Raw genomic sequence first — 13,677 nt, 5'->3', positions numbered from 1 at the left:
ACCGACGCGCTAGGCGACTACGAGGAGCAGGCAGGCCGGGCGCACCCGCCCACTGTGCGCCTCCCCGAGGGTCGTCGTCAACCACGCCGTCCCACTGTGTGGACGGCAGGGAGGTCAGACGTGGGACGGCACGGCGTGGTCGAGCACCGCCGGGTCGAAGCCGGCGAGCACACCGGGCAGCTGCGCGGCGGGCACCGGCGCCCCCAGCAGGAACCCCTGCAGGTAGCGGCAGCCCACCTCACGCAGCGCCGCCAGCTGGCCCGCGGTCTCGACCCCCTCGGCGACGACGTCCATGCCGAGGACGGGCCCGAGCTCGACCACGCTGCGCACCAGCGCCGCGCTCCGCGGGTCGTCCTGGATGTGGGCGACGAACGCCCGGTCCATCTTGAGCACGTCGACCGGGAGGCGGGCCAGCCGCGCCAAGGTGGAGTGCCCCTTGCCGAAGTCGTCGAGGGAGATGACGCAGCCCATCCCCCGCAGGGCGCGCAGGTCGTCCTCCACGTGGTCGTCGGTGCCCATGAGCACCGACTCGGTCAGCTCGACCATCAGCCGGCGGGGCGGCACGCCGGAGTCGGCGAGTGCCGCGGCGACGTCGGGGACCAGGCACCCGGCCTGCAGGTGGCGGATCGAGACGTTGACACCCAGCTGCAGGTCGTGGCCGTCCGCGAGCAGGGGTGCCAGCGCCGTGGTCGCCGTCCGGAGCACCCATCGCTGCAGGGGGACGATGAGGCCGTCGTCCTCGGCCAGGGCGACGAACTCGTCCGGCGGGACGGCGCCGAGCTCCGGGTGCTCCCACCGCACCAGGGCCTCCAGGCCGAGGACCCGCCGGTCGGCCACGCCGACGACCGGCTGGTAGACGAGGGTGAGCGCGCCGTCGGCGATCGCGGAGGGCAGGTCGCGGGCCAGGCGGGCGCGGCGGTCGACGAGCCGGTCGAGGGCCGCGCCGGAGGACCGGACGCAGTTCTTGCCGGCGGCCTTGGCCGCCCGCAGCGCGACGTCCGCGCGGCGCACCGCGTCGGCGGGGTCGTCGCCGGCCCGGAGTTCGGCGACGCCCACGCTTCCGGAGACGGCGAAGACCGGGCCGCTGCCGGGGCTCCCGTCGGCCGCGGTGGGGCGGTGCTCGCGGTCGAGCAGGGACACCAGGCGCTCGGCGAGGGCCGTGGCCTCGTCCCGGCCGGACCGTACGAGGACGGCGAACTCGTCGCCGCCGAGGCGGGCCACGACGTCCTCCTCCCGGGCGGCGCCGCGCAGCCGGTCGGCGACCTCGCACAGCAACCGGTCACCGGCGTCGTGCCCGGCCACGTCGTTGACCGCCTTGAACCCGTCGAGGTCGACCACCAGGACGCACCCGGGCTCGGCGCCCGCCGGCTCGGCGAGGGCGGCCATGAAGCGTGCCCGGTTGGGCAGACCGGTGAGGAAGTCGGTGTAGGCCAGCCGCTCGAGCCGCCGGTGGGTGCTGCTGCGGTCGCTGACGTCCCGGAGGTGCAGGACCAGTCCCTCGTCCTCGCCGCCGGTGCGGGCGGCGCCCGACACCTCGACGTCCCGCCAGTCCCCGTCGCGACTGCCCAGCCGCAGGGTCACGGGCAGCTCGGCGGGCTGCTCCCCGCCGCGGACGGCGGCGGCCACGGCGACGAGGACGTCACGGTCGGCGGCGTGCACGAGGGCGACCAGCGCACGGCCGGTGAGGTCGCGCGGGTGCCAGCCGAGTTGGTCGTGCACGGGCCCGGAGGTCCAGGCGACGCGACCGGCCCCGTCGAGGAGGACGGTGACCGCCTCGCCGCTGTGCAGCAGGGCGCGCAGCCAGCCCTCGGTGCGCCGGACCCGGCGGGTCAGCTGCTCTCCGTCCACGGCCCACAGGAGGCAGCGCACGAAGGTCAGCAGCATCAGCACGGTGATCCCCGCGCCCTCGACGGGCGAGACGGGACGGCCGACGGCCACCCCCACGGCGAGGAACAGGGCGACGCCGAAGGCCGCGCACATGCTGAACACGACACCCGGCAGCGGCAGCACGGCCGACGGCTGGGTGTCCTCGCCGACCCGGTCGGGGTCGGCCTCGGCCGCCCGCACACCGGCAGCGAGCATCGCGATCCAGGCCAGGCCGGTGACGACGTCGAAGGCGGTGCTCCGCAGGGTGACCGCGAGGGCGCCGCTGACCACCACGACGGCGAGGGCCACGAACGACGTCAGCAGCCAGGCGGCCGCGCCGCGCCGGGCGTCGGCCGCCGCGGCGACGGTGACCAGCCCGACCCCGCACAGCAGTGCGCCCACCGCCGGGTAGCCCACCGAGACGAGGGCGTCGACGACACCTCCGGAGCGGGCGGCGGCGTCGGCGAGGAGGGCCTCGCCCAGCAGGCCGACGGCCACGAGCACGATCCCGCCGTCCAGCAACGCCCGGGAGCCGATGGGGCGGCGGCCGGTTCCCGGCAGCAGCCGGGCGCAGGCGATCAGGGCGACGGGCACCGCCGCCACCAGCGGCACGTCCTGCCAGCCGGCCTCACTGGTGTTGACCCCGGCGCCGGCCAGCGCGCTGGCCCCCTGGCCGAGCCCGAGCAGCACGGCGGCGAGCGCGAACGCCCGCCACGGGCCCGCCGACCGGGCGGGCAGCCGGGCTGCCCGGCGGGCCACGACGAACGCGGTGACCCACGAGCCGACGGCCAGCAGGGCCGGTCCGAGGCGCGGGGCGGCATCCGGTGCCGTCGCCACGGTCAGGGCCAGCACCGCGGCGAGCGACGCCAGGAAGGCCATCGTGGCCGCGGTGCCGCGGCCACGACGACCGGACCCGTCGGAGCTGCGCCGCCCGCTCGGTCCGCCGGTCATCAGCGCGTGCCAACGAGTCCCGGCCACAACAGGCCGGCGCCGTCGGAGAGCAGGTCGGTGAGCTGGTCGTGGCGCAGCGGCCGGGCCAGCAGGAAGCCCTGGGCGAACCCGCAGCCCACGGCGCGCACGGCACCCAGTTGGGCCGGGGTCTCGACGCCCTCCGCGACGACGTCGAGGCCCAGCGCCTGCCCGATGGCGACCACGGACTCGCAGAGCGCCCGGCTCTTGGGGTCCCGGTCGATCCGGGAGACGAACGAGCGGTCCAGCTTGAGGACGTCGATGGGCAGCCGGGTGAGGTGCGCCAGCGACGAGTGGCCGGTGCCGAAGTCGTCCAGGGCCACGTGCACGCCCATCAGCCGCAGCGCCTCGATGTCGACGACCACGTGCTCGCCGTCGGCCAGCACGGTCGCCTCGGTGATCTCGAGGACCAGCCGCTCCGGCGACAACCCGGTGCTGCTGAGCACCGCGGCGACGTCACCGACCAGCGTCCGCGCGGCGACGTGCGACGCGGAGATGTTGACCCCCAACCGCAGCGGGGCGCCGGCGGAGGGCAGGGCGACCGCGACGGTCGCCGCCTCCTCCAGGGCCCACCGCTGCAGCTCGCCGATGACCCCCGCGCGCTCGGCGATCGGCACGAACTCCGCCGGGGGCACGTCCCCGAGCTCCGGGTGCCGCCAGCGCAGCAGCGCCTCGACACCGGTGACCCGCTGCTCGCCCAGTGACACCACCGGCTGGAACAGCACCGACAACTCGCCGCGCTGCCACGCACCAGGCAGGTCGTCGCGCAGCCGGGCCCGCCGGGAGGCGGCGTTGCCCAGGGCCGGCCGGTAGCGCAGCGCACTGCCGGGGCCGGAGGCCGCGGCAGCGCGGACGGCGAGCTCGGCGCGGCCGAGGAGCTCGCCGACGTCCTGGCCGGCACTCAGCTCGACGACGCCGACGCTGGCGCTGAGGTCGAACAGGCCGCCGGGTGTGTCCAGCGGCTGCTCGAGGATCGACAGGCAGCGGTCGGCGAGCTGGTCGACCATGCGCGCGGCACCCTCGACCAGGACGGCGAACGCGCCGCCGCCGACCCGGGCCACGAGCTCGGGCCCACGGACGGTGGCCCGCAGCCGCCGGCCGACCTCGACCAGCACGGAGCTGACCACGTCGCGGCCGGCGTGCTCACGCACCTCGTCCAGGCCGTGCAGTTCGATGAGCAGCAGGGTGCGGCACGTCGTCCCGGGGACGGCGGCCGTGACCAGGGCGTCCTCGAGGGTCCGGACGCAGCCGGCCCGGTTGGGCAGGCCGGTCAGCGGGTCGGTGAACGCCACCTGTTCGAGCGCCTGCTCGCGGCCCACCCGCTCGGTGGTGTCGCGGCAGTGCAGGACGACCCCGCCCACGTCGGCGTCCCGGCGCAGGTCGGAGACGCTGGCCTCCAGGTGCCGCCAGGTGCCGTCCGCGTGCCGCATGCGGAGGAGGAGCAGGCCGTCCGCCGGCCCGGTGCCGTCGGCCTGCAGCGCGCGGGCCACGGGCACGGCGTCGTCGGGGTGCACCAGCTCGAGCAGGAGGGAGCCGGTGACGGCCCGGCCGGGGTCGCCGAGGACGCCGGCCACGGCGGGCGAGGCCCACGAGACCCGCAGGTCGTCGTCGAGGATGAGCACCGCGTCGCAGCTGGCCGCCACCAGGGAGCGGAAGTAGGCCTCGCTGCGCTGCAGCCGGGCGCCCATGCTCTGCTCCTCGCGGGCGGTCACCCAGCGGTGCACGGCCGCGAGGACGGCGCACAGCAGGACGCCGGTGATGACCACGGGGTTGCTCCGGGCGCTGAGCAGCGCGGCGAGCGCCCCGCCGAGCACGGCGACGACCATCGCCACGTGCGGGAGCACCTGGCCGAGCTGGGTCGACCGCCCGCTGCGGGGTCGCTCGTGGGCGCCGTCCGAGGCCCGGGGACCGGAGTCGGTGAGGGCGGCCGCGGCGAGCATCGCCAGGCCGCCGGTGACGAGGAACCGGCCGAGGTCGCTGAGCGCCACCGCACCGGAGAGCACGGCGGAGGTGCCCAGCGCACGGCCGGCCGTGGTCAGCGCCGTGCCGGCGAGCAGCACCAGCGCCATGGTCTGCCGGTGGCTCTCGATGACGCCGAGCAGCAGCAGGGCCACGGTCATCGTGGCGGAGGTGATCACCACGGCGGCACCGAGCACCAGGGCCTCGGCGGGCCGCAGGTCCAGCCAGCTGCGGTCCGGGCCGAGCACGAGCAGTTGGACGACGAGCAGGCAGGCGGTCCCGAAGAGGGCGACCTCGACGCCGGACCGGGCACCCCGGCGCAGCCGGTCCCGGTCGACGAGGGTCAGGATCCCGAGGACGACGAACAGGTAGCCGGGCACGGTGGGCAGCCAGCGCACCAGCGCCTGCTGCATGGGGTCGACAGGGGCCAGCACCACGACGGCGACGAAGCCGGCGACCGGCATCAGGGGGGCGATGGCGATCAGCCGCCACCCGCGCGCGCCCGGCTGACGCGACCGGCCGGCGCACCAGATGACCACGGCAGCGGCCACGCCCATCGCGGCCAGGGCGACGTCCCCGGCAGAGCCGGGCCCGGCCGTGCCGGCGGTCGCCGCGCAGACGACCCCCACCGACACGGCGCTCGCCAGGAGCACCCACCTCAGCCTGTCCACACCTGCCCTGTCGGCAGACCCGCCGGGGCGGAACAGCCGGAAGGGCGCGTCGCTCACCCGTAGGGGGTGGGCTCCCGGGCGGGGGTGACCACCGGCCCGGCCGCCGGATGGTCCTCCTTCAGCCGCAGATGGCGCCCTGCGAGGCCGAGCCGACGAGCTTCGCGTACTTCCCGAGCACGCCGGTGGTGTAGCGCGGGGGCAGCGGGGCCCAGTCCTGCCGGCGGCGGCCCAGCTCGTCGTCGTCCACCAGCAGGTCGAGGGTGCGGGCGCCGAGGTCCAGCCGGATGCGGTCGCCGTCTCGGACCAGTGCGATCGGCCCGCCGTCGGCCGCCTCCGGGGCCACGTGGCCGACGCACAGGCCCGTCGTCCCGCCGGAGAACCGGCCGTCGGTGAGGAGCAGCACGTCCTTGCCCAGCCCGGCGCCCTTGATCGCTCCCGTGACGGCGAGCATCTCGCGCATCCCGGGCCCGCCCTTGGGCCCCTCGTAGCGGATGACGACGACGTCGCCGGCCTGCAGGGTCCCCTCCGTGACGGCGTCCATCGCGCCCTGCTCACCGTCGAAGACGCGGGCGGTGCCCTCGAAGACGTCGGCGTCGAAGCCCGCGGACTTGACGACCGCGCCCTCCGGCGACAGCGAGCCGCGCAGGATGGTCAGCCCACCGGTCCGGTGGATCGGGTCGTCCATGGCGTGGACGATCGTGCCGTCGAGGTCCGGCGGGGCGATCTCGGCCAGGTTCTCGGCCATCGTCTTCCCGGTCACGGTCAGCACGTCACCGTGCAGCAGCCCGGCGTCGAGCAGGGCACGGAGCACGACCGGGACGCCGCCGACGCGGTCGATGTCGGTCATGACGAAGCGGCCGAAGGGCTTGACGTCGGCCAGGTGCGGTGTGCGGTCGCCGATCCGGTTGAAGTCGTCGAGGGTCAGGTCGACCTGCGCCTCGTGGGCGATGGCCAGCAGGTGCAGGACGGCGTTGGTCGAGCCGCCGAGGGCCATGACGACGGTGATGGCGTTCTCGAACGCCTTCTTGGTCATGATCTGACGCGCGGTGATGCCGTGGCGGAGCAGGTTGACCACGGCCTCGCCGGAGGCGACCGCGAAGGCGTCGCGGCGACTGTCGGGGGCGGGCGGGGCGGCGCTGCCGGGGAGCGCCATCCCCAGCGCCTCGGCGACGCTGGCCATGGTGTTGGCCGTGTACATGCCGCCACAGGAGCCCATGCCCGGGCAGGCCGCCTTCTCGATGGCGTCGAGGTCCTCGCGGCTGATCAGCCCGCGGGAACAGGCACCGACGCCCTCGAAGACGTCGATGATCGTGAGGTCGTCGCGGTCGCCGAGCGTGCCGGGCAGCGTGGAGCCCGAGTAGAGGAAGACGCTGGCGAGGTCGAGCCGCGCGGCGGCCATGAGCATTCCGGGCAGGGACTTGTCGCAGCCGGCGAGCAGCACCGAGCCGTCGAGCCGCTCGGCGAACATGACGGTCTCGACCGAGTCGGCGATGACCTCGCGGGAGACCAGCGAGGCGCGCATGCCCTCGTGGCCCATGGAGATGCCGTCGGAGACCGAGATCGTGCCGAACTCCAGCGGGTAGCCGCCGGCGGCGTGCACGCCCTCCTTGGCCCGCTTGGCCAGCCGGTCCAGCGACAGGTTGCAGGGGGTGATCTCGTTCCAGGACGACGCGACGCCGATCTGCGGCTTCTCCCAGTCGTCGTCGCCCATGCCGACCGCGCGGAGCATCGCGCGGGCCGGGGCCCGGGTGATCCCGTCGGTCACCTCGCGGCTGCGGGGCTTGACGTCTGCGGTGGCGGTACGGGGGTCCTCGACGGTCGTCACGAGAGGGAAGGGTAGGCCGCCCGCCGACCGGCGGGAGGACAGCGCTGATACTGGTACCGACACCACCACCGGCCGGCCAGGAGGACCGATGACCGCATCCGCCCGCCGCGAGCTGGCCGAGTTCCTGCGCTCCCGTCGCCGCCAGGTCGACCCCCGGGCGGTCGGGCTGCCCTCCGGCGGATCCCGCCGCACCCCCGGACTGCGCCGCGAGGAGGTCGCGATGCTCTCGGGGGTGGGTCACACCTGGTACACGTGGCTGGAGCAGGCCCGCGACATCCGCCCGTCCCGGCAGGTGGTCGACGCCCTGGCCCGCACTCTGCGGATGTCGCCGGCCGAGCACGAGTACGTCCTCCGGCTGGCCGGGCACGGGAGCGCGGTGCCGGCGACGGCGGCCGACGCCATGCCTGCCCACGTGCAGCGCCTGGTGGACGCCCTCGGGCCCTCCCCTGCCTACGTGATCACCTCGAGCTGGGCGATCGTGGGCTGGAACCGGGCCTACGAGCGGCTCTACCCCGGGGTCGCCCGGGTGCCGCCGAGCGGCCGCAACCTGCTGGAGCTCGTCTTCACCGACCCGGCCGTGCGCGACCTGCTCGGCGACTGGACCACCGACAGCCGCCGGTTCCTCACCCAGTTCCGCGCCGAGGTGGGCCCGCGCCTCGCCGACCCGGAGGTGGTGGACCTGGTGGCCCGGCTGGAGGCGGCCAGCCCGGACTTCGCCTCCGGCTGGGCCAGCCACGACGTCGACCGCTTCAGCTCCGGGGAGCGGCGCTTCGAGCACCCGCGGGTCGGGACGCTGCTGCTCGAACACCACCAGCTGACCCCCGCCGACGCCCCGGGACTCCAACTGGTCGTCTACACCGCCGCCGAGGGCAGTGACGCCGCCGGGAAGCTGGCCCGGCTCGGCGGCTGAGAGCGAGCCCCCTCGCCCCCGCCGGCGTCTGGGATCATCGACAGGCGTGGCCCCTGCCCGGATGCGGATGAGCCGGACGGCGCTGCTGCCGGTCGTCTTCCTGCTCGTGTGCGCGATCCCGCTCGCCTTCGCCGCGACCTGGACGCTGGTGTTCCTGCTGCTGCCGCTGCTCGTCGCCGCCTGGGTGCTGCGGGTGGGCGTGGACGTCGACGACGACGGGATCACCGCCCGGTCGCTCGCCGGTCACCGGACCGTCGGCTGGACCGAGCTGGCCGGCATCCGGGTCAGCGAGCGCCGGGAGTTGTGGCTGGTCACGACCGGCGGCACCGAGGTCCGGCTGCCGGTGCTGCGGGCCCGCGACCTGCCCCGGCTGGCCGCCCTCTCCGGCGGTCGCATCCCCCAGACGCAGTAGCGGCCACGGGCCCGCGCCGCGCGGGGCCCTCAGGCCGCGCGGGCCCCTCAGCAGGCGTCGACCACGTTCGGCAGCGGCCGGCCGGCCAGCACGCGGGCACGGCTCCCGACCCCAGGAGGACGCCGTCCTCCCCACCCGTCGCCGGCTCGGGGCGGGACGGGCCGGGACCGAGGTCGGCGCGCGAGCGGGCCGGGGCCGAGGTCGGCGCACCCGGGACGGGGCCGGTCGGCGCACGTACTGTTCTCGGGGTGAGGCGGCGCGCGGAGCGGGTGGGCGGGATGGCCGCCGCCGCGGTGCTGACCGCCGTCCTGGCCGGGTGCGGCAACGACGGCTACGAGCCGGTGGGCCCCTTCCGGCCGCTCCCGGAGGACCCTCCGCCGCAGGTGGGCCCGCCGACGGAGTCCCCGCAGGTGCCCGCGCCGGGGGATCCCGCGGACCCGAACGCCGGCGAGCAGGCCGGCGACCCGAACGTGGTGGCCTCCGGCCTGACCGTGCCGACCGGACTGGTCGTGCTGCCCGACGGCAGCGCGGTCGTGGGCGAGCGGGACAGCGGGCGGCTGCTGCAGGTCTTCCCCGACCGCTCCCCCGCCCGCGAGCTGATGACCGTGCCGGGCGTGGACCCGGCCGGCGACGGTGGCCTGCTGGGCCTCGCCCTCTCCCCCACCTTCGCCGAGGACGGCCTGCTCTACGCCTACCTGTCGACCGCGACCGACAACCGGGTGGTGCGCTTCCCGCTGGGTGGTACGCCGAACCCGGTGCTGACCGGCATCCCGCGCGGTGAGACCCACAACGGCGGGGGCCTGCTGTTCGGACTCGACGGCACGCTGTACGTCGGCACCGGGGACACCGGTAACCCGGCCCTGGCCCAGGACGGGGCCTCGCTGGCGGGCAAGGTGCTGCACGTCGACGTCTTCGGCCAGCCGGTCGGCGGGGATCGGGTGCACAGCCGCGGCCACCGTGACGTGACCGCGCTCTGCATGGGCGGCGACGAGCAGATGTACGCCACCGACGACTCCGCCGGGGACCCCGACGAGCTCGACGCGGTGGTGCCCGGCGGGGACCACGGCTGGCCCGACGCCGGGCCGGACAGCGTCGACCCCGTCGTGGAGTTCCCGGGGGCCGAGGGCGGCCTGGGTGGCTGCGCGGTGGCCGGCCGCACCGTCTTCCTCGGCGCCCTCGACGGCCAGCGCGTGCACGTCGTCGAACTGGACGGCAGCGGCGCCGCCGTCGAGGAGCCGACCGACTTCCTCGCCGAGCGCTACGGCCGGCTGCGCACCGTCGTCCTCGACGCCGAGGGCGCGCTGTGGATCACCACGTCCAACCGTGACGGCATCGGCGTCCCGGTCGAGGAGGACGACCGGGTGCTGCGCGTGCCGCCGCCCGGCGGGACGACCGACTCCCCGCTCTGACGTGTCGCGTCCGAGCGGGCCCCGGAGGGGTCCGCGATGGGCGCGACGGTGGGGCTCAGCGCACCGGAGGGACGGCCCCTGGCCGCGGTGCGGTCCGGTGGGACCGCGGTGTCACAGCACGCGCTCCTCGAGCATCCGCCGCACCGTCGCCGCGTCGGCCTTGCCGCGGGTGGTCTTCATGACCGCCCCGACGAGTGCGCCCAGCGCCTGCACCTTGCCGCCCTGCACCTTGGCGACGACGTCCGGCGCCCCGGCGATGGCCGCCTCGACCGCGGAGACCAGCTCGTCGGACTCCCCCAGGACCGCCAGGCCGCGGGACTCGACGACCTGCGCCGGGTCGCCCTCGCCGGCCAGCACCCCGTCGAGTGCCTGCCGGGCCAGCTGGTCGTTGACCGTTCCGGCCGACACGAGCGCGGTCAGCTCGGCGACCTGCCGCGGTGTGATGGCCAGCTCGGCGAGCTCCACCCCTGCGTCGTTGGCCCGGCGGGCCAGCTCACCGAGCCACCACTTGCGGGCGTCGCCCGGCGTGGCACCCGCGGCGACGGTGGCGTCGACCAGGCCCAGTGCACCGGCGCCGGTCAGCCAGGACATCTCGGTCGCCGACAGACCCCACTCCTCCTGGAGGCGGGTGCGGCGGGCGCCCGGCAGCTCCGGCAGCTCGGCGGTCAGCTTCTCGACCCACTCGGCGTCGGGGGCGACCGGCACGAGGTCGGGCTCGGGGAAGTACCGGTAGTCGGTGGCCTCCTCCTTGCTCCGCCCCGGCGAGGTGGACCCGGAGTCCTCGTGGAAGTGCCGGGTCTCCTGCAGGACCCGCTGGCCGGCGTCGAGGACGGCGGCCTGGCGGCGCATCTCGTGGCGGACCGAGCGCTCCACCGAGCGCAGCGAGTTGACGTTCTTGGTCTCGGTGCGGGTGCCCCACTCCAGGCTGCCGACCGGCGCCAGGGAGGTGTTCACGTCGCAGCGCAGGTTGCCCTGCTCCATGCGCACCTCGGAGACGCCGAGGGCGAGCAGGATCTCGCGCAGCTCGGTTACGTAGGCCTTGGCCACCTCGGGGGCCTGGGCGCCGGTGCCCGGGATGGGACGGGTGACGATCTCGACCAGCGGGATCCCCGCCCGGTTGAAGTCGACCAGCGAGTGGGACGCCCCGTGGATGCGCCCGGTCGCTCCCCCGACGTGCAGGTTCTTGCCGGTGTCCTCCTCGAGGTGCACCCGCTCGATCTCCACCCGGTGGGTCTCCCCGTCGACCTCGACGTCGAGGTGGCCGGCGATGCACAGCGGCTCGTCGTACTGGCTGGTCTGGAAGCCCTTGGGGATGTCCGGGTAGAAGTAGTTCTTCCGGGCGAACCGGCTCCAGGTGGCGATCCGGCAGCCCAGCGCCAGGCCGATGCGGATCGTGGCCTCGATGGCCGCGGCGTTGACCACCGGCAGGGAGCCGGGCAGGCCGAGGCAGACCGGGCAGGTCTGGGTGTTCGGCTCGGCGCCGAAGGTGGTCGAGCAGCCGCAGAACATCTTCGACGCGGTGCCCAGCTCGACGTGGGTCTCGAGGCCGATGACCGGCTCGTAGCGGGTGAGGACCTCGTCGAAGTCCACGAGGGTGTCGCTCATGAGGGGTTCTCCTTCGTGTCGGTGCGGCCGGTGGGCGTCGACCGCCCGCTCAGCCACGCACCGACGGCGGTCACCAGGCCGAGGACGATGAAGACGGCGAAGAACGCCTCGCCGGTCGCGATCCAGCCGACGAGGCCCACCAGGACGACGAACACGGTCAGCGCCCAGGCCGCCTTGAGGGCGCCGTTCACGCGGCGGCCGTCCGGGTCGGGAGCTCGTCGAGCAGCCGGTGCCCGCGGGTGGTGTCCAGGGCCGCCTCGACCGCGGCGGCGACCCGGTAGCAGCGGTCGTCGGCCAGGGCGGGCGCCATCACCTGGAAGCCGACCGGCAGTCCGTCGGAGAGTCCGCAGGGCACCGAGATCGCCGGCAGGCCGGCCAGGCTCGCCGGCAGGGTGCACAGGTCGGCGGCGTACATGGCCAGCGGGTCGTCGACGCGGGCGCCGATCGGCCAGGCGACCGTCGGGCTGGTCGGGCTGACCAGCACGTCGACGCCGTCGAAGGCCGCGGTGAAGTCGCGGGTGATCAGCGTGCGGACCTTCTGCGCCTGCCCGTAGTAGGCCTCGTAGTAGCCGGCCGACAGCGCGTAGGTGCCCAGGATGATGCGGCGCTTCACCTCCGGGCCGAAGCCCTGCTCGCGGGTGAGCGACATGACCTCGTCGAGGTCGTGGCTGCCGTCGTCGCCGGCCCGCAGGCCGAAGCGCATGCCGTCGAACCGGGCCAGGTTGGACGACGCCTCGCTGGGCGCGATGAGGTAGTAGGCCGGCAGCGCCAGGTCGAACGAGGGGCAGGAGACCTCGCGGACCTCGGCCCCCATGCCCTCGAGCAGCTCCACCGTCTCCCGGACGCGGGCCAGGACGCCGGCGTCGTAGCCGTCGCTGTGCCCGTCGCCGCCCAGCTCGCGGACGACGCCGACCCGCAGGCCGGCGAGGTCACCGTGCGCGCCCTCGCGGGCGGCCTTGGCCACGACCGGCACCGGGGCGTCGATGCTCGTGGAGTCGCGCGGGTCGTGCCCGCCGATCGCCTCGTGCAGGACCGCGGCGTCCAGCACGGTGCGCGCCATCGGTCCGGCCTGGTCGAGGCTGGAGGAGAACGCGATCAGGCCGTACCGGGAGACGGCGCCGTACGTGGGCTTGTGCCCGACCAGGCCGGTGACCGCGGCCGGCTGCCGGATCGATCCGCCGGTGTCGGTGCCCAGCGCCCAGGGCGCCAGCCCGCCGGCGACCGCGGCGGACGAGCCCCCCGACGAGCCGCCGGGGATGCGGTCGGGGTCCCACGGGTTGCGGGTCGGCCGGTACGCGGAGTTCTCCGTGGACGAGCCCATCGCGAACTCGTCCATGTTGGTCTTGCCGAGCAGCACCGTGCCGGCGTCCTTGAGGCGGGCCGCGACGGTGGCGTCGTAGGGCGGCCGCCAGCCCTCGAGGATCTTCGAGCCGCTGGTGGTGGGCACGCCCTCCGTGACGAACACGTCCTTGAGGGCGACCGGCAGGCCGGCCAGCGGGCCCAGCTCGTCCCCGGCGCTGCGGGCGGCGTCTATCTCCCCGGCGCGGGCGAGGGCGGCCTCGGCGTCCACGTGCAGGTAGGCACCCAGCACCTCGTCGGCCGCGGTGATGCGGTCGAGGTAGGCGCGGGTCAGCTCCACCGAGGACAGCTCGCCGGCGGTCAGGCGCCGGCCGAGCTCGGCGGCGTCGAGCGTGGTGAGGTCGCTCACTGCTCCTCCCCCAGGATCTGCGGCACGCGGAAGCGGTCGTCCTCCGCGGCCGGGGCGCCGGCCAGGACGACGTCCCGGAGCAGGCTCGGGGTGACGACGTCGGGACGGGTCACGTTGGTCAGCGGAACCGCGTGCGTCATCGGGGGGACGTCGCCGACGTCGGCCTTCCCGACCTGCGCCACGGCGTCGAGCACCGCCGACAGCTGGCCGGCGAAGTGGTCGAGCTCCTCGTCGGTGAGGGCCAGCCGGGCGAGCCGGGCCAGCTGCGCGACGTCCTGCCGCCCGAGTCCTGCGGTGTCTCCGGGGCCGGGTCGTTCCTGCGGGGAGGGGCTGCTCACGGCGC

Annotated in this window: 10 protein-coding genes; 3 read left to right on the top strand and 7 right to left on the bottom strand. The window is 75.5% G+C overall.

What is annotated here, in order from left to right; genetic code table 11:
* Nucleotides 1–114: 114 nt before the first annotated feature.
* From GCU56_RS24465 to ilvD, 3 genes are all read right to left on the bottom strand, one after another.
* Nucleotides 115–2,745, bottom strand: a complete 2,631-nt coding sequence (locus GCU56_RS24465; protein ID WP_163480627.1) for a putative bifunctional diguanylate cyclase/phosphodiesterase — start codon at nt 2,743–2,745, stop codon at nt 115–117.
* A gap of 71 nt (nt 2,746–2,816) precedes the next feature.
* Nucleotides 2,817–5,447, bottom strand: coding sequence for an EAL domain-containing protein (locus GCU56_RS06190; protein ID WP_163480626.1), 2,631 nt, complete (start codon nt 5,445–5,447; stop codon nt 2,817–2,819).
* Between the two features lie 136 nt (nt 5,448–5,583).
* The gene (gene ilvD, locus GCU56_RS06185) at nt 5,584–7,290 is read right to left on the bottom strand and encodes a dihydroxy-acid dehydratase (RefSeq protein WP_163480625.1); all 1,707 of its coding nucleotides are present in this window, start codon (nt 7,288–7,290) and stop codon (nt 5,584–5,586) included.
* 88 nt (nt 7,291–7,378) lie between these two features.
* Here ilvD and GCU56_RS06180 point away from each other — a divergent pair, with 88 nt between their 5' ends.
* The 3 genes from GCU56_RS06180 (at nt 7,379) to GCU56_RS06170 (ending at nt 10,021) form a co-directional block, all read left to right on the top strand.
* Nucleotides 7,379–8,200, top strand: a complete 822-nt coding sequence (locus GCU56_RS06180) for a helix-turn-helix transcriptional regulator (RefSeq protein ID WP_163480624.1) — start codon at nt 7,379–7,381, stop codon at nt 8,198–8,200.
* A 46-nt stretch (nt 8,201–8,246) separates the two neighbouring features.
* Nucleotides 8,247–8,612, top strand: a complete 366-nt coding sequence (locus GCU56_RS06175) for a PH domain-containing protein (protein WP_345771676.1) — start codon at nt 8,247–8,249, stop codon at nt 8,610–8,612.
* Nucleotides 8,613–8,860: 248 nt separating this feature from the next.
* Complete coding sequence (locus tag GCU56_RS06170; protein ID WP_345771675.1) at nt 8,861–10,021, top strand: PQQ-dependent sugar dehydrogenase; 1,161 nt, start codon at nt 8,861–8,863, stop codon at nt 10,019–10,021.
* Between the two features lie 111 nt (nt 10,022–10,132).
* On the opposite strand, the gene gatB is transcribed toward GCU56_RS06170, so the two are convergent.
* Genes gatB through gatC form a run of 4 tightly spaced genes read right to left on the bottom strand, consistent with a single transcriptional unit; the run spans nt 10,133 to nt 13,672 of the window.
* Complete coding sequence (gatB, locus tag GCU56_RS06165) at nt 10,133–11,626, bottom strand: Asp-tRNA(Asn)/Glu-tRNA(Gln) amidotransferase subunit GatB (protein ID WP_163480623.1); 1,494 nt, start codon at nt 11,624–11,626, stop codon at nt 10,133–10,135.
* On the bottom strand, nt 11,623–11,817 hold the full coding sequence (locus GCU56_RS06160; RefSeq protein ID WP_163480622.1) for a hypothetical protein: 195 nt from the start codon (nt 11,815–11,817) through the stop codon (nt 11,623–11,625). Before GCU56_RS06160 ends, gatB begins: the two co-directional genes overlap by 4 nt.
* Complete coding sequence (gene gatA, locus GCU56_RS06155) at nt 11,814–13,334, bottom strand: Asp-tRNA(Asn)/Glu-tRNA(Gln) amidotransferase subunit GatA (protein ID WP_163480621.1); 1,521 nt, start codon at nt 13,332–13,334, stop codon at nt 11,814–11,816. The genes GCU56_RS06160 and gatA overlap by 4 nt, the downstream gene beginning before the upstream one ends.
* Nucleotides 13,331–13,672, bottom strand: a complete 342-nt coding sequence (gatC, locus tag GCU56_RS06150) for an Asp-tRNA(Asn)/Glu-tRNA(Gln) amidotransferase subunit GatC (protein WP_163480620.1) — start codon at nt 13,670–13,672, stop codon at nt 13,331–13,333. The genes gatA and gatC overlap by 4 nt, the downstream gene beginning before the upstream one ends.
* Between the last annotated feature and the right edge of the window lie 5 nt (nt 13,673–13,677).

Source organism: Geodermatophilus sabuli (assembly GCF_010686765.1).
In the GTDB taxonomy this organism is placed as follows: Bacteria; Actinomycetota; Actinomycetes; order Mycobacteriales; family Geodermatophilaceae; genus Geodermatophilus; species Geodermatophilus sabuli_A.
The sequence above is the reverse complement of the archived record's forward strand: the minus strand, read 5'-3'. Positions and strand labels throughout refer to the sequence as shown.